Here is a 19,731-nt window from a genome sequence, read left to right as displayed (position 1 = left end):
AATCAAGGCTTCCTGTTATGTTTGCCGGGAACTTCTACCGGAAGATCGGGCAAATGGCAAAACCAAGAGATGGCGAAACGGAAAGAGAGCGTCTCCCGGTGCAGTCCCGGCAGAGCCTCGCGTTCACCATGGAAACAGCTCCCGCTCTGTCCCCGGGTCGATCGGGAAGCCGTCTTCTTCGCGTCGCCGTGGACACCGGCGGTACCTTTACGGATTGCGTCGCCCTCTGGCAAGGGAGACTTTTTTGTCTCAAGCTGCCTTCGACGCCGCACGCTCCCGAAGAGGCGCTTTTGGCGGGGATCCGGCGTCTTCTGCAGGACCGGAATCCGAGCCGGATCGAGGTCGTTCACGGTACTACGGTAGGAACCAACGCGATTTTGGAGCAGAAAGGGGCGCGCACCGCACTTTTGACCACCGAGGGCTTTGAGGATCTCCTGGAGATCGGCCGGCAGAATCGGCCGAAACTTTATGCCCTGGGACCGTCGAAGCCCGCTCCGCTGGTCCCGTCTGAGCGGCGCCATGGCATTCCGGAGCGCGTGGGGGTGGGCGGGGAGATCCTGAGGCCGCTCGATCCGTCGGCGGTACTGGCGAGGAAGAACCATCTTCGGGAATCCGGTGTGGAGAGTGTTGCGGTCGTCTACCTCTTCTCGTTTGCCAATCCTCGGCACGAAGAGGAGACGGGGATGCTGCTCCAGGATCTCGGTCTGCCCGTCTCGCTTTCCTGCCGAGTGCTTCCCGAGCATCGCGAGTACGAACGGACGTCTACGACCGTCCTCAATGCGTACATCGCTCCGATACTGCGGCGCTATCTTGGTCGTGCCGAGCAAGGGGTAAAAAGCCTGGCGGAGACAACGCGGATCGAGGAGCCTCAGGCCAGTTCTCTGTGGGTCATGCAGTCGAACGGCGGCGCTCTCTCCGCGAGGTACGCGGCCGACTACCCCATTCAGACGGCGCTTTCGGGGCCGGCGGCCGGGGTGGTCGCCGCCGCCGCCTGGGGACGTCTTGCCGGTTTCCCGCAGGTCATCGCCCTCGATATGGGAGGCACATCGACCGACGTGACCCTTGTGGGGGACGTCGAAGTGCCAAGCCGCGGCGGCAGGATCGGCGACTATCCGGTTGGCATACCGCTTCTCCCCATTCAGACGGTTGCGGCGGGTGGAGGCTCGATCGCCCGTATCGATGAGGGAGGGGCCCTGCGCGTGGGCCCGGAGAGCGCGGGCGCAGATCCCGGACCGGTCTGCTACGGCAGGGGGGAGGAGATCACCGTGACCGACGCACATCTGGTCCTTGGACGGATCGGGCCGGGCGGCCTGCTAGGCGGCCAAATGGGCTTGGATGCCGTCCGGGCCCGGGAATTCTTCGCGAGATTTGGCCGTGAGCATCTGGCTGCGTTGTGCGGCAGCGGAGCGGAAGAAGAGAACGCCGCAGAGAAATGGGCTCAAGGGATCTTGGATGTCGTCAACGTGCGCATGGCGCGAGCCATCCAGCTCGTTTGCGCGGAGAGCGGCAAGGATCCTCGCGATTTCCCTCTTCTGGCGTACGGCGGTGCCGGGGGTTTGCACGCCTGCGATCTGGCGGATGCCTTGGAGATTCGACGGGCTCTCATCCCACGAGATCCGGGCCTTTTCTCGGCTCTCGGCGGTCTCTTTTCGGATTTTGTGAGGGATTACGTCGAGACCCTGCTCCAGGCACAGGAGCAGACGGAGGAGGAGGAGCTGAGGCGGGGCTTCGCCCGGCTGGCGGCGCGAGCGGAAGAGGAGCTGGCCGCCGATGGTTTTGCCAAGACCGAACGAAGGCTCTCGTTCTTTCTCGATCTCCGCTACGTGGGCCAGGGCTTCGAGATCACGACGCCCTACACCGAAGAGTATGTCAGCCAGTTCCATCGGTTGCACGAGATCAAGTACGGTTACGCCGACTGGGGTCGAAAGACGGAGATCGTCGCGCTTCGTCTGCAGGCCCGCGGCATTCCCCGAAAGCCCGCCCTTTTTCCGGAGAAGGTGACGGGTCCCGAAGAACCCGAGGAAAGCCTGCTTTACCAGCGACCGGTCTGGTTTGCGGGCCGGGTTCAGACCGCCCGCTTTTACCAGAGGGAGCGACTTCTTCCGGGAAACCGGATTGAAGGACCCGCGGTCATCCTGGAGTACAGCGGTACGACGGTCATTCCTCCTGCCTGGATGGCGGGGGTCGATCGTTACCGGAGCCTAGTTCTGACACGCGAGGAGCAGTAGCCGGTTTTCGGTTTTCCAGCGCAGATCCGTTCGCACAAGATGCTTCGTTCAAGAAACATAAAGCGGCACCTCCTTGAGGAATTGAGTGGTGCCGCCGTGTCCGATTCGGCATTCTCTACGGTTATGCAAACCCCGCGTTTTCCCGTTTCTGTCGTAGGCAAAGCACTGGTTGCTCTCTCGCTTCTGCTCATCGTGGCCTGCTCCGAAAAGCCCAAACCGCAGCCGACCTCGCAAACGCCTGCCCCGAGCTACCAGCCGATCGATCATAAGAGTTAGCCGCGCGACCCGCTTCCCAAGCCTTCCGGCTGGGATCGTCGGCGTCGTCGAACTCTCTTGGTCGGGGCCGGCATCGGCCGTCTCCGCGGCGCAAGCAGAACTGGTCTCCCTTCGCCGTTCCGGGGTAGAGTAGTGGACATTCCAATTGCCATCGGGCGGTTCTATGTTTCGCTCCATGCGGGGACGGCTGATCGTCCTGCTGCTCTTGCTCGGTGTCGCTACCGCCTCGGCGGGCGCTCTGATGGTGGCTCTCTTCTTCCAATCGACCACCGCCCGCACAGGGCAAGCCCAAGCCGAAAGCGGACGGGCCTGCGATTCGATCCTCGAGGGCTACCGCTCCGTTATGGGTCGCTCACCGGGAGATGCTTCCGAGGTGCCGGCGGCTCTTTTACGCGCGGAGTTGACCGAGCTCATTCGCCATGCCTTGCAAGACCGCCCGGGTATCGAGGGCGGCATCTGGCGAAAAGGAACGGGGTCCTTGGCCTATGGTTATCCGACCTATCCGGGCGAGAGGCCAAAGACCGATGTACCGGAAGCCGAGCTTCCCCGGATCGAAGCGGCCAATCGTCTCTCCCTTACGCAAAATCGCCAGATCGTGCAGCGGTACGCCTTCCCCTCGCAAACCCTGCTGGTCACCGCCGCTCCTCTCCACGGCCCGGTGGTTGGCTTGACCGCGTGGACGATGACTCGGGTCTTTCCTTTCGCCGGGCGGAGCTACCGGCTTCTGATGGCGGGCTTAACGACCCTCTTTGCCACCGTCCTGGTTGCCGTTGGCCTCTTGACGAGTTTTACTCTTAGCTGGTCGCGTCATGTCGGGCGCATGGAAAATGCTCTGCAGGCGCACGACCTCACCGATTTGCCCGTCCTGGATCCCACCGGCGAGCGGGAGCTCGACCGGATCGTTTCGGCGCTCAACGATGCGGGGGCGCGGCTCTCCGAAGCGCGAAGAAAAGCCGACGGTCTTTCCCGTCAGGTAGCGGCGGCCGAACGGCTGGCAGCGATCGGACGCGTCTCCGCCGGCATCGCTCACGAGATTCGCAACCCGATTGCCGCCATGCGGCTCAAGGCCGAAAACGCGTTGAGCGGGGACGGCCGGAGCAAGGATAGCGCTCTGGGGATGATCCTAGGACAGATCGAGCGACTCGACGCCCTGATCCGCCGCCTTCTCTCGGTAACGGAAAAGGAGAAGCTCCGCTGCGAAGCGGTGGAGCTTGAGCCCTTTCTGGCCTCGTGTATCTCCGCCCTCGCGGAACTCGCGAAGGCCAATGGTGTCGTCCTCGTTTCTTGCTCCGAGGCCAAGGGAGGGTGGTTTGATCCGGAGCAGGTCCGCCGTGCTCTCGACAACCTCCTGCGCAACGCGATCGAGGCAGCACCCGGGGAGACGGAGGTCACGCTCCGGGCTCACCCGACTCCCGAGGGCCTGGTCTTCTCGGTTCACGACGAGGGGAGCGGCCCGCCTACACGGGTTCGAGAGCAGCTCTTCGAGCCGTTTGTCACCGGCCGAGCGGGGGGAACAGGGCTTGGACTCTCGATTGTCCGCGAGGTCGCTTCCGCGCACGGAGGCACGGCAAGGCTGCTCGACAAGGGGGTCGGCACAACCTTCGAACTGGTTCTCCCATGGCCACGATCCTGATCGTTGACGACGATGCGGCGCTTTCCGAAGTCCTCGCCGAAACCGTCCGCAGCCTCGGTCACGAAGCTCGCACCGCCGCCTCGGGTCCAGAGGCGCTGGCGGCTTTAGCCCGAGAGCCGACCGATGGAGTTCTGCTCGACCTGCGGTTGCCGGGAATGGACGGACTTCCACTGCTTGAGCGCATTCGCGCAAGAGCCGGCGCCCCACCCGTCGCGGTGCTGACGGCGCACGCCACCGCGACGAACACGATCGAAGCGATGCGCTTGGGTGCCTTTGACCATCTAACCAAGCCCATCGGCCGTGCCGACCTCGCCCGCCTCCTGAGCGAGATGCTGGCGGCAAAAGCCGGGCTCGGCCCCCTCCGGACGGAAGCCCGGCCTGTCGAGTTCATCGGCTCCAGCGAAGCGATGCGAAAGATCCAAAAGGCCATCGGGATGGTGGCCGACAGCGGCACGACGGTCTTCATCCAGGGGGAGACGGGAACGGGCAAGGAGCTGGTGGCCCGAGCAATCCACGACCACGGCCGTCGCCGTGCCAAGCCGTTCGTCGCCGTCAACTGCGCAGCGATTCCGGCTGAGCTTTGGGAAAGCGAGCTCTTCGGCCATCTTCGGGGCTCTTTTACAGGCGCCCATGCCGATCGGCAGGGAGCTTTCCAGGAGGCCGACGGGGGGACTCTCTTCCTCGACGAGATTGGTGACATGCCCCTTTCGCTGCAGCCGAAGATCCTGCGCGCCCTCCAGGAGCGGGTCATTACTCCGATCGGCGGCAAACCCGTTCCCGTCGATGTCCGGGTCATCTCCGCCACCAATCGCGATCTCTTTGAGCGGGTTCGGGAAGGGGCCTTTCGCGAGGACCTTTTCTACCGGCTCCATGTCCTGCCGATCCATCTGCCTCCGCTCCGGGAGCGGATCGCCGACATTCTCCCCCTGGCCGAGCACTTCTTGGCTCCCGCCGGCAAGTGGCTCGGTCCCGACGCCGCTGCGCGGCTGATTCAGCACCGCTGGCGAGGAAACGTGCGGGAACTGCGGAACGTCCTGGAGAGGGCGGCTGTCCTTGTCCGCGGGGAAAAGATCACGGCCTCCGATCTCGATCTCAATTCCGAAGAGGCGAGCCCCACTTCCTTCGACTGGCCCGAGGAGAATCTCCCCGCGGCCATCGCCCGCTTGGAGGAGCTGCTGATTCGGCGCGCGCTCGGCAGAAGCGGCGGCAACCGCGCAGAAGCGGCGCGCGCCCTCGGCATCCACCGCCAACTCCTCTACACCAAGATGCGCCGGTACGGACTATGCCCCTCGGAAGGCAAGCCCGAGGAGGCGGAAGGAGGAGGGTAGGGGTCGAGAAATCGGCCGGACAGGGTTGCCATCCCGATGAATCTGGGCAATAGGCATATTGAAAGATCGTTAGATTGAGCCGCCCGGGCTAAAAGGGCTGGAAGTGCCGGAAGGGGGGTGTGGCAACCCCTGGCTTGAGAGCGGGAGGATTCCGTGCTTGAGGAACTACGTGTCCAAGGTTTAAGTCGCTTGGCGACGTTCGTATTTCTTGCCCGCAACTGACCGTCCTCTTCGGCCCGAACGCCGCGGGCAAGAGCAATCTGCTGGAGTCGATCGAAGCCCTCTCCCGCATCGCGACGCTCCGGACGATTCCCGACGCGATCCGACGCACCCTTCGCTCGCTGATTCCAAGCATTGAAGATTTAACGGTGGATCTGGATAAACGGCGGGGCACGCTCGACATCCTGATCCGCCAAGAGGGGATCGACTACTCCTCCCGAGTCGTGTCCGAAGGAACGCTCCGCGTGCTCGCGCTCTGCGCGATTGCGGTCAACCCGTGGGCAGGATCTCTCATCGCCTTTGAGGAGCCGGAGAACGGCGTTCATCCTCGCCGGTTGGAGTTAGTCGCCCAGCTCCTTTTCTCCTTGGCTTTCGAGCAAAGCAGGCAAGTGCTGGTGACGACGCATTCCCCTCTTCTCTGCGGCATGGCGCTCAAGGAAGCGCGCGAGCGGCCCAGAGGACAGGTCGAGCTCGTCAACGTGAAAAGGGAGAGCAGGCAGACTCGGTTCGACCCCTTCGATCCCACGGGTCCGTTATTCGATGATCCGGAGATCCGGGAAGGACTCGCGGCCCGGAACGAGGACGGGTTGTTTGAAAGCCTCCTGCTTCGGGGCATAATCGATGCGTAGCCTCGTCCTGGTCGACCTTTTCGCGGAAGACCGCGCTCATGAAGAGCTACTCGCGCCGCTAATCCGCCGGATCGCGGAGGAAGAGCGCATTTCTGTGGAAGTAAAGATCCGATCCGCCCGCGGAGGACAGGGGCGCGCACTAGAAGAGTTGAAGCTCTACCAGAGGAGTCTTGCTTTGGGGTTTGTCCATACACCGCCGGATCTTCTGGTTGTGGCGATCGATGGAAATTGTGTGAGCGCCGCCAGAAAACGGCAGGAAATTGAACAACGAACCGACCGGTCGCTCAGGGACCGGCTTGTGGCAGCGTGCCCGGATCCTCACATCGAGCGTTGGTACATGGCCGATGCGCATTCCTTCCGGTGCGTCGTCGGAGAAACGCCGAATGTCGGTCAAAAGAAGTGCGAACGCGCATTTTACAAGATGGCTTTTGTGGACGCGATTCGAGCGACGGGATGCCCCTCGCCGTTGAGTGGAATCGAATTTGCCGCGGATTTGGCCAAGAAGATGGATCTCTATCGGGCGGGGCAGGAGGACGGTTCGCTCAAAGACTGCATGGATGCGCTGCGTAGCGCGCTGCCACGGCACAAACAGGGTGGACTTCTCCCGTTAGCTCGGCAACGAACCGATGACGGACCGAAAGTCGCGGACCAGCCGCTCTAGTCGAGCAGCTCCGGCCGGAACTTTGCTCGCCGGCTGAGAATCTTTCCCGAAACCATGAAGACGCCGTTTCCGGTATAGTGGAGGGTTTCGGGATGCTTGGGCCTACGAGCCGCTCGGGCGTACACCACCTCGAAGACGAAGAAGTTGTACTTCCGGACGAGGCTGTCGTCGGCGAGGCGGCACTCGAAGCAGGCACAGCACTCGAGGATGCTCGGGGCGTTCACGACCCGGCTCTCCTCCGGGGTGAGCCCGAAGGTGGCGAACTTGTCGACCTCGGCTCCGGTGGTGTTGCCGATCCCGACGACTTCGTCCAGGAGCGCTCTGGTGGGCAGGTTGATCACGCACTCTCCGCTCTCCCGGATCAGCCGGAAGCTATGGTTGCTCTCGGCGATCACGCAGCCGACCAGCGAAGGCGTGAACTCCATCACCGTGTGCCATCCCATCGTCATGATGTTCCTTTCTTCGCCCAGAGCCGAGGAGACGAGGACGATCGGTCCAGGCTCGAGGTAACACCGGACCTTTTCCACCGGGAATTCGGCTTTTTGGAAGCGACCTTTCATGGAAGGCAGAGGACTCGATGGGTAGCACAACCGCGAAAGGGTCGCCATTCCCGAGCAAGCAAATCCTTGGCTTTTCCGGGTCCGTTGCCGCAGCATGGAGTTTGCGCTCGATCGGTTGTTTTACCGGGCATCGAAGAGGGGGGCGTCCGGTTGAAGGCGCGCCCTGGCGGAAGGAGAATCCTATGCGAATCGGTTTTGTGGGCTTGGGTCGGATGGGTTCGGCGATGGCTGCGCGGCTCCTGGCCGTTGGAGGAGATCTCAAGGTCTGGAATCGGAGCCTCGGCCGTACCGAGCCCCTGCAAAAGCAAGGAGCGGACGTCGCCCGGGATCTTCGGGATTTCGCGGATCGGGAAGTGGTCTTTACCATGCTTTCGGACGATGCCGCGCTTCGGGCGGTCGTCCTGGGCGATCCGGGTCTCCTGGCGATTCTCCAGGAGGGGGCGATCCATGTTTCCTGCAGCACGATCACCGTGGCGCTATCCGAGGAGCTTGGCCAGCGGCATCGGGAGCGGCGCCAGGAGTACCTCGCCCTGCCTGTTTTCGGTCGCCCCGAGGCGGCCGCCGCCGGAAAGCTCGTGCTGGTGGTGGGAGGCAAGCTCGCGCTGCTCGACCGTCTCCGGCCGCTGCTCGCGCCGCTGGGCCAGCAGCTCTTCCACGTGGGCGAACGGCCCGAGCAGGCCAACTTGGTCAAGCTAAGCGGCAATTTCCTCTTAGCGACGGTGATCGAATCCCTAGGGGAATCCATGGCCCTTGTCGAGAAGGGCGGAATCGATCGCCATGCTTACCTTGAACTCCTCACGAGTACCCTCTTTTCGGCTCCCGTCTACAGGACCTATGGGGGCCTGATCGCAAACCGCTCCGTTCGGCCCGCGGCATTCCTGGCGACCTTGGGGCAGAAAGATCTTCGGCTTGCCATGGAGGCGGCGGACGCTCTCCGCGTCCCGATGCCGTTTGCAGGACCCTTGCGCGATCGCTTCCTGGCGCTGGCCGCTCGAGGGGAGACGGATGTCGACTGGGCGGCTATCGGGATCGAAGCCGCCCGTGAGGCGGGGCTTGATCCTGCGAAGCCCGAGTAGCCCTCCTATTTGGCGCTCTTGTCTGGCACGTCGAGCCAGCGCTGGAGAATGAGGGCCACGCGCTCCGGCTGCTCAAAGGGGGCGAAGTGGCCGGCATCGGGAATCTCGACGTACTCCACACTGCCGCCGCCCTGGCGGATCTCTTCGGCCAGAAGGCGCATGTCGGATGGCGTGCTGGCAGGATCTTCCCCGCCGGCAAGAACACAGCAGGGGACGCGGATCGTCCGGGCCGTGGCGATCGAGTCGGGCCGGGCCGCAAGACCCTCCTGGACGGCAACCAGGGCTTCGGCGGACACGGTCTCCATCATCGTCCGGGCCGTGTCGACCTTTTCCGGCCAGCGCCGACGGGCGGTCGGCCCGATGAGGGATCGGAGCTGCTCCTCGAAGAACTCCGCGGTCCTCCCCTCGAGAATCTTGGCGATGTTCGCGTGGCGCCGGGCCCGTACGGCTTCTGTATCGCCCTGCGGCCGGGAGCAGCAGAAAGCCAGGCCGGAAGCACGCGCGGGCATCGCGCGCCAAATCGCAAACAGAGTATAACCGCCGATCGAACAGCCGGCGAAAAACGCCTTGTCGATTTCGAGATGGTCGAGGAGATGAGACATATCCTCCGCGAGTTTCTCCACCGTGATCGGTCCCGCTCCGGCCTCCGATCTCCCATGGCCGCGAAGATCGGGGAGAACGACCTGGAAATGAGGAGCCAGAATCTCGGCAACCGGGAGCCAGAAGCGATGATCCACCGGGGTCGGGTGGAGCAGAACCACCGCGGGCCCGGCGCCAACCGTAGTGAAGAAGAGCGTCGCATCGCGCGAAAGGAAGGTCATGACTTGAGACTCTTACCAAAACCCAGCCGATCCGAAAAGAAGCCGCAGGAGAACGCTTGGGAGAGAGGCAGACTAAGGAAGCTTGCCAGACATGGCTCTCGCGGGCGAGCGGGAATCCGTCCGGATTCGCTTTTCTTTTTCTGCATAGGGTTTTAGCCTGCTCGCACCTGGCAATTCCATGAGTACCCACTCGATTGAAGGAAAAACCGTCCTGATCGCCGGAGGAGCGAAAAACCTGGGCGGCCTCATTGCGCGAGATCTTGCGGCGCACGGAGCCAAAGCGGTCGCGATCCACTACAACAGTGCGTCTGCCAAGAAGGCCGCGGACGAGACCATCGCCGCGATCCAGTCTGCGGGGGCCAAAGCGGTCGCATTTTGTGCCGACTTGACCACGGCGGGGGCCATGGAGCGGCTGTTCGCCGACGCGATCTCCGCGATCGGCCGGCCCGACATCGCCATCAACACGGTGGGTAAGGTCCTCAAGAAGCCGATGACGGAGATCTCGGAAGCCGAGTATGACCAGATGAGCGCGGTCAATGCCAAGGCTGCCTTCTTTTTCCTAAAGGAAGCCGGCAAGCATCTGAGCGACAACGGGAAGATCTGCACCCTGGTGACGTCGCTGCTGGGGGCCTTCACGCCATTCTACTCGGCGTACGCCGGTACCAAGGCCCCGGTGGAGCATTTCACCCGAGCGGCCGCCAAGGAGTTCGGAAACCGCGGCATCTCGGTGACCGCGATCGGGCCAGGTCCGATGGACACCCCTTTTTTCTATCCGGCGGAAGCCGCGGAGGCGGTCGCTTATCACAGGACCGCAGCGGCACTCTCGAAGTTTTCCAAGACCGGCCTGACGGACATCCAAGATATCGTTCCGTGGATCCGTTTCTTGGTGTCGGACGGCTGGTGGATGACCGGCCAGAAGATCCTCGTCAACGGCGGTTATACCACGAAATAGGGGCTCCGAGCCTTTGCTCTCGTGGAAGGGCAGGGCGGTGCGCTTGGCCTAGCAGCCTATCTCCCAAGCGTTCTCCTGCGGCTTGCGAAATGTGCCCGGCTGCTTCGTGGGGGGCTTGGGTTTCTATCGCTCCTCGCCGTATGCCGTCATACAACTCCAGGGGAAAGCCAGCGTCCCGCCTCGGGTATGAACCGTGTGAGACAAGCAGGCTTGGCAGGTGCGGTCGACGCCCCGTAGACGTAGAGGATCGCTACAGGGAGGCGGGAGGGGGTGCCGCTTTTGAATCGCCCGCCTCCGGGCGGCTTCGGTGATCGAAGCGGCTTTTCACCTCCAGGAGGATATTCCTGCTTTTGACAGGGACGGGTAGAAAGAGAAGTTTAACCGAGAAGATTGCGGGACAATGAGATTTCACTCCCTCTACAAGCACCGGGTTCCCCTGCTCGCTCTGATCGGGGCGATTCTCGCGGCCCCTCTTCTCCTGGTCACCGTTCTCTCTCACTTCATCAGCAGCGAAAGCCTCCGCGCGTACTTGGAGCGCCAGATGAACAGCCACCTGAAGGAGTACACGGTCCGCGTCGGCCGTGCCTATTTCCATCCGCTTTCCTTTTCCCTCGACCTGGACGAACTGCTCCTGATGCAGGATAGCCATCCCTTTCCGCCGGTGGCCCATCTCAAGCGGATCCATGCGAGCGTCCACTGGTATGATCTCTGGAGAGGGAAGCTCGTAGCCAGTTTCCGATTCGAGCATCCGGCGATTCACATCGACGTGAACAACCTCAATGAGGAGAGGAAGAGCAAGATCCCCTTCGGGAAAAAGGGGTGGCAGGATGCCATTCAGTCGATCTACCCCCTTAAAATCAACCTGCTGACGATCCGGGACGGCGAGATCACCTATGTGAACGTCAAACCCTACAAACCCCTGTATGCCCACGGGATCAACCTCACGGCGAAAAACATACGGAACACCCTCAACGCTTTTCAGGCCTATCCCTCCCCTGTGCAAGGCGAAGGAGTGGTCTTCGATTCGGGCACCTTTGCCGTGGATGGCCGGGCCAACTTCCTGCAGAAGCCTTTTGCCGGCTTCCAAGGCCGCTTCACACTCACGAATATCGATCTGATTTATTTCAACCCCTTGTTGATCGATAAGAACCTGCTGGTTCGCAAGGATGGCTTTCTCTACGCCAAGGGCACCCTGGAAAACGCACCCCGGAAGACGAACCTCGACATCGAGGAGCTCCTACTCAAGGGGATCGGGATCGACTACCTGAACCTTCCCGAAAGGATCGTCGCGGAACGGGAGATGGTGAAGCGGGCGATGAAGGAGGCCGCCGGCTTACGGAACAAGACGGAAACCAAGATCCGGGTTCACAAGGTCGAAATCAGCGATGCCACGTTCGGATACGAAGACAAGACGATCCAGCCGAACGTTCGCTTCTCGCTCGAGCATACGAATCTCTCGCTGCGCAATATCAGCAACCAGTATGCGGACGGTGCGGGGTCCTTCGGGCTGGACGGGAAGTTCATGGGTCAGTCGGAGATCGCTGTCCATGGGGAATACTGGATGGAGAAGAACCGGCTCAAGGGGGAAGTCGATCTCCAGCATATCTTCCTGTCCCATTTCCTCCCGTATCTCGAAAAGGACCGGAACCTTCGGATCCGCAGCGGTGCCATTTCCCTCGCGGGGAATGTGGATTATGCCCCGCGCTCTTCCCATTTCGAGGTCAAGCAGGCGGACATCGACGATCTGAAGGTCGACTATCTCCACCTGCCGGAGACAGTCCAACTGGAGAAGGAGCGAGCCGCCCGGGTCGAGAAAAGCGCCAAGAACCTGACCAACAACGCGGAAAAAACATTCAAAATCGATTCGGCGAACATCCGGGGCGCCCGCTTCGCCTACGAGGACAGGACGGCCACGCCGGGTTTCCGGTTCTACATCGACCAGACGAACATTTCCCTCAAGAACGTCAGCAACCAGTTCGCGGACGGTCCTGGAGACTTCGCGCTCGACGGGAAGTTTATGGGCGAGGCGGGGATCGTCATCCACGGGGACTACTGGATGGAAAAGAAGCGACTGATCAGCGCAGTCAGCCTCGATCGCGTCTCCTTGAGCTATTTCACCCCTTTTTTGGAAAAGGAACAGAACTTTCAGGTGCGCAGCGGGGTCGTCTCGCTTGCCGGGAAGGTCGACTATTCCCCGCGCGATTCCGATCTCGATATCCAGCAGGCCGAGATCGAAGGGCTCAAGATCGATTATGTCCATCGTCGCGAAACCGCGAAGAAGGAAAAGGAAAAGGTCGGCAAGGTGCTGAAAAGCTCCAAGAGCCTGGTCAACAATTCCACAAAGAAGATCAAGATCGAGTCCGCGAAGGTCAAGGACGCCTGTTTTGTCTATGAAGACAAGGAGGCGCGCCCGAACTTTCGGCTCTCCCTCGACCAGACGAACATTTCCCTCCAAAACATCAGCAACGAGTTCGCGGACGGCCCCGCAAGCATCCAGTTGGATGGGAAGTTCATGGGCACCGGAAGCGTCGACCTCGAAGGATCGTATTCGCTAGAAAAGAGCCGCCTCGCGTCGAAGTTCGCCCTCAAGGAGATTTCTCTCATCCCCCTGACCCCTTTCCTGGCGCGCGATCCGAACCTCAAGGTGCGCAAGGGGATCGTCTCGGCCAGCGGCAGCCTGGACTATTCCGCCCGAAAGAGCGACTTGGTCGTCCATTGCGCGAACGTCCAGGGGCTCCGCGTCGACTACCTACACTTGCGCTCCACGGCCCAAAAAGAGAAGGAGAAGTTCCGCAAAGTCACCCGGTCGGCACAACGGGAGAGCAACCGGTCCGACCAGAAGTTCAAGATCGACCGGATCAAGCTCGAGGATTGCGTCTTCGCTTACACCAATCGGGTGACCAAGCCTTCTTACGAACTCTTCCTCTCCGGGGCGCATGGGGAGCTCATCAATCTGAGCAATCAGCGGGCGGAAGGGCTCTCCCACCTTGATCTCCAGGGGAAGTTCATGGGCACCGGAAATGCCGATATCCAGGGCACATTCCTTTCGGAGACGAACCGTCCCGATCTCGATCTTCGGATTGCCATCGAGCGGACGCAGATGGCAGCGATGAGCGACTTCTTCAAGGCCTACGGTAAGTTCGATGTGAAATCGGGCCTCTTCTCTTTCTATTCGGAGATGAAGATCCGGGGCACGGAGATGGACGGATACGCGAAGCCCTTCCTCAAGGATATGGAGGTTTACGAAGAAGACCCGGCGAGGCGGCGCGACCTCGGCCACTGGATCTATCTCAAGGCGGTAAGCGGTGTCACCAAGGTTTTGAAAAACAACCATAGAGAGGTGGCGACCGAGACTCGCATCTCCGGATCTCTTTCGAACGCAAGGGTCGATGTCATGCAGGCGATTGGCAATCTGATCCGAAACGCCCTCATTGAGGCGATCGCGCCGGGATTCGAAGAACGGGAAGGGAACCGCCGGGCCGCCTCTTCCCGCCGATAAGGGTCCGGGGCGCGGCACCGCCGACCGCAACCCCGTTCGGACCCAATCTTGCCGCCGCAAGACCTCCGAGACGAAAGACCCTGACCCGCTGTGAAAGCCGCCTACATCCGGTAGGACGGAGGCTTCACGCGCTGCTCGAGTTGCGCGCGGGTGAAATAAATATCCTCTCACTCCGCCCCAAGGTTTCTACCTCCTCGATTAGGTTAGCCAGATCCACATCGCCGAACCGCCTCTCGCGCAACAGCCGAGCCGTCTCCTGCGTCCCAGCGTAAAAGTCGCGCTCGTAGAGCTTCTTCGCCGTCATGTAGGGACGATCACGATGCCTCGAGGAGGCCGCAAGCGGAAAATGGCGTCGGAACGATTACCGTTCGCACTACCTGTAGCCCCTTTGTTACGACCAGCGGCCTTCCGCGTGTCGCGCGGCGACGACCGCGTTGGCTTCCCGGATGGCGCGCGCCTCGTCTCCAGTCCGTTCCAACCGTTCATTGGCGATCTTCGCCCAGAGCTCCTTCAAGGCGACGGTGGTCGCCTTGTGCGTATGTCGTTCGGCGTCGTCCGGCGTCCAGGGCATTTTGCTCGTGGATGGTGGCCGCGGGCGGTTCATCCGCCTAGGGCTTCGATCTTTCGTCAAGAATGGGCGGTTTCCCAATCGTGCGCAAGTCCTCGGGTTCGTCAGCCGGACCACTGCCTTGTCCTTGCCGGGCCGCCGAAGGATTCTCCGCATGATCCGGAGCGATCGGCTCATGCTTGCGATCGTCGCCACTCGGAGCTTGACCTCCCATCGCGGTCACGATTTCATAAGAAGTGATGCAACTCAGACCGAGTCATGCGGTTGCGATCGCGGCGATCTGGCTTGCGCTCGGCACTTCGGCATGGGCATCCAAAGCGTACTGGTACGATATTCAGGCACCCCGCTCCGCCGCCCAGGGTCCTGTCATCAAGCATATCGGTCCCGAATACGACGAAAAGCCCGGGATCCCGATCTACCTTCGCGGTACGCCGGCTCGCTACCACATCCTGGGGGCGATCTACATCGACGAGACCCGGCTCATCAGCTCGACTTGGCGTCCGGTCGAACGGGTGGCCGCCGCGCATGGAGGCCACGGGGTGATCCTGTTCACGAAGGCGGAGAAAAAGCGCTACTCCCGGGTATCGGGAGATCTTTCCGACCAGCTTTGGGTCTGGTGCTATCGATAAGGGCGGGGGAGACCTGCGAACTTCCGGCTGCTCGCCGCTCTGGAAAGAATTCTCTACTCCGGCCGGGTCGCTTCAGCCTGCCTGTTTCACAAACATTCTACCGCGGGGCGGCGAGGCAAAGCTCGACCTGTTCCCGGAGCGGATCGAGCCCCGGGATTCTCTGAAGCACTTCGGCCAGGAGACGCAAGGCAACGGGAATGTGGCGGAGGAACTCCGCCTTTTTCTTGACCAATCCAAGATAGCCGTAGGCTCCCAGCGCCTGCATCAGTCGCTGGAGCGCCGCCCAATCGAACGCTTCTCCAAGATCTTCCGGCGGAGCTAGGGAGGCCTCTCGCCACAAAGATCCATAATAGCTCCGGAGCTCCTCTCTCCGCTTCGCGTCGAGGGCGACGTAGGGATCGTAGAGGAGGGAGGCCAGATCGTAGGAGGCCAGCCCGAGCCGCATCCCCTGGAAATCGATGATATAGGCGTGCCCCGCTCGGATCAGAACGTTTTGCGACTGAAAATCCCGATGGATCAGATGGCGCGGAAAGGCGGGGAGGGCCTCGGCGATCCGGGTCAGCCGCGGAAGTGCCGACAGGCGGGAAAGCGTGCCCGCTTCCAGGTGAAAGAAACCCCCGAGACAGTTCGTAAAAAAATAGGCTTGCTCCCAGGCATAGAGCTCCCGGGTGAACGGAGGTTCCGTCCATAGCCTTCCGAGTCTTGCGGCGCCCCGGGCGTGGAGGATGAAGATCTCCCGCAAGGCCGAACGATAGAGGGGTCCCAATTCCGACCAGGGTGCATGGCGATAGCTCCATAGATCGGAGTCTCCCAGATCCTCGAGCCAGAGGAGCCCGTGCGCGGGATCCTGCCCATAGACCCGGGGGCAGCGAACTCCCAAGGAGTGGAGAAACTCTCCCAGGGGGCCGTACCGCGCGTTTTCAGGCCGGCTCTCTCCGTAGCGGACGAGGATCAGCGAACGCTTCGGCTCGATGCGGATCCGGTAAAAGCTCCGATCCGATCCTCCCTTTTCCAGCTTGGTGATCGAGGTCCGGTCCAACGGTCCAAGGGCTAAGCGACGGGCGGTTTCCGCCAAGAGCTGATCGAGGAGCATCATCTAGTCGCCATTTCTCATCCATCCCGTAGCCGAGGCGTTGCCAATGGGCTTGAATCGAAGCGCAACGCCGGTTTTCCACCGGAGTTGTATGAGGACATACTGCAAGGATGGAAAACCAAGCCCGACGAAGCAGACAAGCCCATTGTGCAAGCCGCAGGAGCAAGCTTGTGAGAAATGGCGGCTAAACATCTGCGTCCTTGAGGTTCCCCTTGGCAAGACGGGAGTCGCGGACGATGCAGCGCTCGAGGCTGCTGCCGGGTGCGACCTCCGCGTCTTCCCAAAGGACCGAGTCGCGCAGAAGAGCCCCGCTCCCCACTCGGCATCGTGGTCCGATTGCTGTGGCACCTTCGAGAACAGCATCCGGAGCCAGTTGAGCCGTAGGGTCCACCCAGCGGAGGGGGGCCCACTCGCCCGGATTCCGGCTTAGTTCGCGGTGGACCGACAAATAGGCTTCGCGGGTCCCGAGGTCGAACCAGCGCCCCCGGTCGAGGACGATTCCCCCGATCTTTCCGGATCGGCGGATCACCTCGAGGAAGACGGGGATCAGCGAGACGGGACCGCTTACCGGGATCCAGCGGAGAAAGCCGGGGGAGAGGACCGCAATGCCCGTATAGAGGAATCGAGGCGCATCCTCCCTTTCCAGGCTTCCGTGGATGTCGATGACCTTTCGTCTCTTCGGATCGAAGCCGACCCGAAGAGCAGGGCCGGCGGATCGGAGAACGAGCGTGGCCAGATCATCCCCTGCGAGATGCTGCTCGACGGCCTCCTCGATCGGCAGGTCGGTCAGGATATCTCCGTTGTGGATCAGAAAGGGCCGGTCCCTGAAAAGATCTCCTACGTTGCGCACTCCGCCGGCGGTATCGAGCAGGACGGGCTCGTGGCGCAACCGAATTTCACGGCCCCGGTATCGCCCATCGGGAAAGACCGACCTGAAGGCTTCCGGAGCATGGTGGGTGTTCACCACGAAATCCTCGATGCCGACCTGGATGAGCTGATCGAACGCATAGGTAATGAGCGGCTTGTTACCGACGGGAATCAACGGCTTGGGCCGTCCCTCCGTCAGAGGTCGCAGGCGGGTCCCAAGTCCGGCGGCGAGCACGAAGGCCGTCGGAGCCAAGGAAAAAAGAGATCGCACAAGCAGAGAAAATGGTCGGTCTGATCGCGAGGAAGCTCCGCTCCTCCCTCCCGCACCGGCGGGAGTGGGCGACCAAAGGTCTTATGCGACTCGCCGGGAGATCTTGCAAACCCAATCGCGCGGAGGAGTGGCGTGCCCTTCGCCCTTTTGGTTTCGTGATTCGGATCTCGCTCTGCGGGAAGCCCCAGAGCCTGCCCGATTTCCGCAGTTCGATCCGTCTGTCGAGGCCGCCGGGCTTGTGAAGAAGCCTCTCTTATGGGACGCTCTTTTCATGCTCTCTCATTCCGCCCCTCTTGGGCGATCGATTCCAGGTTTCCTTACTGCTTGCGGCTTATTGGTTGCATTCTTCCTCGGCCCTCTTTTCGGCGCGCGGGGCGAGTCGGTTCCTAACTGGTATCGCAAACAGGCGAAAAACCAACCTTCCTTCGAAGAGATCCAAGCAAACCCGGAGGCCTACATCGGGCAGATTGTCATCCTGGGCGGAACGATCCTGAAGGCTGAGAATCGGAAGAGCGCCTCCTTCCTCCAGATTGTGGAAAGACCTTTGGCCAAGGGATGGGGTTCGTATCGGCCGAAGAGGACGATCGAGAGTTCCGGTCGCTTTTACGCCGAAAGCCGCGATTTTCTCGATCCCACAAACTTTCAGAAGGAAGACCCGATTACGGTTGCCGGGCGGATCGTGGCTGTGGAACCCGGTATGATCGGCCAACAGAGCTATCGTTATCCCGTGATTCACGCGACTTGGCTCCATCTCTGGGCAGATCATCGGCCATCGGAAAACCAAGGCGGTCAGGCGGGAGCGAATTCCGGGATGGGCATGGGAATGGGCGGGATGGGCATGGGAATGGGCGGGATGGGCGGAATGTATGGGCCCATGGGCGGGATGTACGGCCCGATGGGCGGGATGCTCCCTTACTAAGGATTCGGAATCCCTGTCGAGTCTCATCGAGACGATCCACGTCCTCATCCCGATCGAGGCCGGTCGCGAGGAAACGCACTTCCTTGTTGACGGAATGAACATTTCTAGGATATTGGAAATATAATAATAGCAAGGAGACCTCGCCGTGGAGAAGCAATCCTCGATTCAGGATCTGGTGAAAGCCCGCTATGGGGAAGAGGCTCGGCGAGTCCGCCGCGACGCAAGTCCATCGGCTTGCTGTTGCGGGAAGGCGGCGGCCGCTTCCGGAGGCTGCTCGATTTCCTCGAACCTCTACCAAGCGGGAGAAACAGTAGGGTTACCCCAGGAAGCCCTTGCCGCCTCTCTCGGATGTGCCAACCCGATTGCCCTCGCGCAGTTGCAGGTCGGTGAAACGGTTCTGGATCTTGGCTCCGGGGGAGGGATCGACGTTCTCCTCTCGGCACGGCGGGTCGGCCCGCAGGGAAAGGCCTATGGTCTCGACATGACCGATGAGATGTTGGAGCTCGCTCGCGAAAACCAACGCAAGGCCGGTTTGGACAATGTCGAGTTCCTGAAAGGCGAGATCGAGAACATTCCCCTTCCCGACCACTTCGTCGATGTAATCCTGTCCAATTGTGTCATCAATCTCTCGGCCGACAAGGATCGAGCGCTTGCGGAAGCCTTCCGGGTCCTCAAGCCGGGCGGACGGATTGCCCTTGCGGACATCGTCATCCGAGGGGCGCTTCCGGTCGAACTCCGCCAAAACGGAGAGGTCTGGACCGGTTGCATCGCCGGGGCTTTGGAGGAATCGGAATACCGGACGAAGCTCGCCACCGCCGGTTTTACCGACATCCGGATCGAGCCGGCCCGAAGCTATTCCGCCTCCGATGCCCTGGAGTTTCTCCAGACGCTGAAGACCGCAGAGCTCGATGCGGAGGCCCTGGCGCCACTCCTGGAGGGGAAATTCATCAGCGCCTTCATCCGCGCTCGGAAGCCGGGGCGGTAATCTTTTTTCCTCCGTCAGCGCGTTCTCTCCGTCTTCGAGAAAACAGCTCTTTCGCACTCCTCGGGCCTAATCTCCTCGCCCTCGCGATTTCCTAATCTCGTCGGCTGGGCGATTGCCGCGCAAACTCTGCTTGTATACACGCCAAATAGACGACATTTTGTTGTAAGCTACCGTATACTCGACGCACAACCATGATATTCCGGTTGGAAATCGAAAACTTTTATTCCATTGGTCCATCCCAAATCATCGACCTGCGATCGAGAGCCGGAGTGGACGAGGATGCCTCCCTTGCTCCGATTTATGCCGATTCTGAGGAGCACGCGCCAAAGGTTGTCGCCATTTTTGGGCCGAATGCATCGGGAAAGACGACTTTTTTGCGAGCGATTGCCTTCCTGGCCTGGTTTACAAGGGATAGTTTTCAGCTTCTCCCTGGTCAGTTGCTCCCTTTTTCGCCGTTTCGCAGCCAAAAGTGGGTAAAAGAACCAACGCGGCTGGCGATTGAGATCGGCGGGGAGCC

Annotated in this window: 17 protein-coding genes and 1 pseudogene; 12 read left to right on the top strand and 6 right to left on the bottom strand. The window is 61.3% G+C overall.

Annotated elements, in window-relative coordinates; all coding sequences use genetic code 11:
* Positions 1–128: 128 nt before the first annotated feature.
* From MAMT_RS00570 to MAMT_RS00550, 5 genes are all read left to right on the top strand, one after another.
* Positions 129–2,228 carry a hydantoinase/oxoprolinase family protein gene (locus tag MAMT_RS00570; protein ID WP_142659004.1) on the top strand — a complete coding sequence of 700 codons (2,100 nt, stop codon included), beginning with the start codon at positions 129–131 and terminating at the stop codon, positions 2,226–2,228.
* Between the two features lie 439 nt (positions 2,229–2,667).
* The gene (locus MAMT_RS00565; protein ID WP_142659003.1) at positions 2,668–4,137 is read left to right on the top strand and encodes a sensor histidine kinase; all 1,470 of its coding nucleotides are present in this window, start codon (positions 2,668–2,670) and stop codon (positions 4,135–4,137) included.
* A complete protein-coding gene (locus MAMT_RS00560; RefSeq protein ID WP_142659002.1) occupies positions 4,122–5,465 on the top strand; it encodes a sigma-54-dependent transcriptional regulator in 1,344 nt (447 codons plus the stop codon). The genes MAMT_RS00565 and MAMT_RS00560 overlap by 16 nt, the downstream gene beginning before the upstream one ends.
* 368 nt (positions 5,466–5,833) lie before the next feature.
* Positions 5,834–6,313, top strand: coding sequence for an AAA family ATPase (locus MAMT_RS00555; RefSeq protein WP_178086824.1), 480 nt, complete (start codon positions 5,834–5,836; stop codon positions 6,311–6,313).
* Entirely contained in the window at positions 6,306–6,974 is a 669-nt protein-coding gene (locus MAMT_RS00550; protein ID WP_142659000.1) for a hypothetical protein, read from the top strand. Before MAMT_RS00555 ends, MAMT_RS00550 begins: the two co-directional genes overlap by 8 nt.
* Here MAMT_RS00550 and MAMT_RS00545 read toward each other — a convergent pair.
* Positions 6,971–7,534, bottom strand: a complete 564-nt coding sequence (locus MAMT_RS00545; protein ID WP_142658999.1) for a flavin reductase family protein — start codon at positions 7,532–7,534, stop codon at positions 6,971–6,973. The two genes, MAMT_RS00550 and MAMT_RS00545, sit on opposite strands and share 4 nt — an antisense overlap.
* A 182-nt stretch (positions 7,535–7,716) precedes the next feature.
* On the opposite strand from MAMT_RS00545, the gene MAMT_RS00540 reads away from it, so the two are divergent.
* Positions 7,717–8,610, top strand: a complete 894-nt coding sequence (locus MAMT_RS00540) for an NAD(P)-dependent oxidoreductase (protein WP_142658998.1) — start codon at positions 7,717–7,719, stop codon at positions 8,608–8,610.
* A gap of 5 nt (positions 8,611–8,615) precedes the next feature.
* Here the strand turns inward: MAMT_RS00540 and MAMT_RS00535 are convergent, their stop codons facing one another.
* A complete protein-coding gene (locus MAMT_RS00535) occupies positions 8,616–9,431 on the bottom strand; it encodes an alpha/beta fold hydrolase (RefSeq protein ID WP_142658997.1) in 816 nt (271 codons plus the stop codon).
* A gap of 178 nt (positions 9,432–9,609) precedes the next feature.
* Between MAMT_RS00535 and MAMT_RS00530 the strand changes: the two genes are divergently transcribed.
* Together MAMT_RS00530 and MAMT_RS00525 are read left to right on the top strand one after the other, a co-directional pair.
* Complete coding sequence (locus MAMT_RS00530) at positions 9,610–10,383, top strand: SDR family oxidoreductase (protein WP_142658996.1); 774 nt, start codon at positions 9,610–9,612, stop codon at positions 10,381–10,383.
* Between the two features lie 400 nt (positions 10,384–10,783).
* Positions 10,784–13,882 (top strand): DUF748 domain-containing protein, encoded by a 3,099-nt coding sequence (locus MAMT_RS00525; RefSeq protein WP_142658995.1) that lies wholly within the window; start codon positions 10,784–10,786, stop codon positions 13,880–13,882.
* A gap of 163 nt (positions 13,883–14,045) precedes the next feature.
* Here the strand turns inward: MAMT_RS00525 and MAMT_RS00520 are convergent.
* Together MAMT_RS00520 and MAMT_RS00515 are read right to left on the bottom strand one after the other, a co-directional pair.
* Positions 14,046–14,186 (bottom strand): annotated as a pseudogene (locus MAMT_RS00520) (DUF29 family protein); the annotation flags it as partial.
* Between the two features lie 87 nt (positions 14,187–14,273).
* Positions 14,274–14,486, bottom strand: a complete 213-nt coding sequence (locus MAMT_RS00515; RefSeq protein WP_246186433.1) for a hypothetical protein — start codon at positions 14,484–14,486, stop codon at positions 14,274–14,276.
* Positions 14,487–14,689: 203 nt separating this feature from the next.
* On the opposite strand from MAMT_RS00515, the gene MAMT_RS00510 reads away from it, so the two are divergent.
* Positions 14,690–15,079: a hypothetical protein gene (locus tag MAMT_RS00510; RefSeq protein ID WP_142658993.1), complete on the top strand. Its 390-nt coding sequence runs from the start codon at positions 14,690–14,692 to the stop codon at positions 15,077–15,079.
* 97 nt (positions 15,080–15,176) lie between these two features.
* On the opposite strand, the gene MAMT_RS00505 is transcribed toward MAMT_RS00510, so the two are convergent.
* Positions 15,177–16,175 (bottom strand): aminoglycoside phosphotransferase family protein, encoded by a 999-nt coding sequence (locus MAMT_RS00505; RefSeq protein WP_142658992.1) that lies wholly within the window; start codon positions 16,173–16,175, stop codon positions 15,177–15,179.
* Between the two features lie 181 nt (positions 16,176–16,356).
* Positions 16,357–17,310: a nucleotidyltransferase family protein gene (locus tag MAMT_RS00500; RefSeq protein WP_178086823.1), complete on the bottom strand. Its 954-nt coding sequence runs from the start codon at positions 17,308–17,310 to the stop codon at positions 16,357–16,359.
* 334 nt (positions 17,311–17,644) lie between these two features.
* Between MAMT_RS00500 and MAMT_RS11215 the strand changes: the two genes are divergently transcribed.
* The 3 genes from MAMT_RS11215 to MAMT_RS00485 all read left to right on the top strand — a co-directional run.
* On the top strand, positions 17,645–18,229 hold the full coding sequence (locus MAMT_RS11215) for a Slp family lipoprotein (RefSeq protein WP_178086822.1): 585 nt from the start codon (positions 17,645–17,647) through the stop codon (positions 18,227–18,229).
* Positions 18,230–18,374: 145 nt separating this feature from the next.
* Positions 18,375–19,214, top strand: a complete 840-nt coding sequence (gene arsM, locus MAMT_RS00490; protein WP_142658989.1) for an arsenite methyltransferase — start codon at positions 18,375–18,377, stop codon at positions 19,212–19,214.
* 191 nt (positions 19,215–19,405) lie between these two features.
* The coding region (locus tag MAMT_RS00485; protein WP_142658988.1) for an AAA family ATPase at positions 19,406–19,731 on the top strand (326 nt) is incomplete at its 3' end.

It is taken from the genome of Methylacidimicrobium tartarophylax (assembly GCF_902143375.2).
GTDB classification, from domain to species: domain Bacteria; phylum Verrucomicrobiota; class Verrucomicrobiia; order Methylacidiphilales; family Methylacidiphilaceae; genus Methylacidimicrobium; species Methylacidimicrobium tartarophylax.
Note: the sequence above shows the minus strand (reverse complement) of the source record. Positions and strands in the feature narration are given on the sequence as shown.

Coding starts and splice junctions, on each gene's coding strand:
- MAMT_RS00530 (WP_142658996.1), top strand. CDS start 9,610: ATGAGTACCCACTCGATTGAAGGAAAAACCGTCCTGATCGCCGGAGGA.
- MAMT_RS00510 (WP_142658993.1), top strand. CDS start 14,690: ATGCAACTCAGACCGAGTCATGCGGTTGCGATCGCGGCGATCTGGCTT.
- MAMT_RS00505 (WP_142658992.1), bottom strand. CDS start 16,175: ATGATGCTCCTCGATCAGCTCTTGGCGGAAACCGCCCGTCGCTTAGCC.
- MAMT_RS00535 (WP_142658997.1), bottom strand. CDS start 9,431: ATGACCTTCCTTTCGCGCGATGCGACGCTCTTCTTCACTACGGTTGGC.
- MAMT_RS00540 (WP_142658998.1), top strand. CDS start 7,717: ATGCGAATCGGTTTTGTGGGCTTGGGTCGGATGGGTTCGGCGATGGCT.
- MAMT_RS00560 (WP_142659002.1), top strand. CDS start 4,122: ATGGCCACGATCCTGATCGTTGACGACGATGCGGCGCTTTCCGAAGTC.
- MAMT_RS00565 (WP_142659003.1), top strand. CDS start 2,668: ATGTTTCGCTCCATGCGGGGACGGCTGATCGTCCTGCTGCTCTTGCTC.
- MAMT_RS00545 (WP_142658999.1), bottom strand. CDS start 7,534: ATGAAAGGTCGCTTCCAAAAAGCCGAATTCCCGGTGGAAAAGGTCCGG.
- MAMT_RS00570 (WP_142659004.1), top strand. CDS start 129: ATGGAAACAGCTCCCGCTCTGTCCCCGGGTCGATCGGGAAGCCGTCTT.
- MAMT_RS00525 (WP_142658995.1), top strand. CDS start 10,784: ATGAGATTTCACTCCCTCTACAAGCACCGGGTTCCCCTGCTCGCTCTG.
- MAMT_RS00550 (WP_142659000.1), top strand. CDS start 6,306: ATGCGTAGCCTCGTCCTGGTCGACCTTTTCGCGGAAGACCGCGCTCAT.
- MAMT_RS00515 (WP_246186433.1), bottom strand. CDS start 14,486: ATGAACCGCCCGCGGCCACCATCCACGAGCAAAATGCCCTGGACGCCG.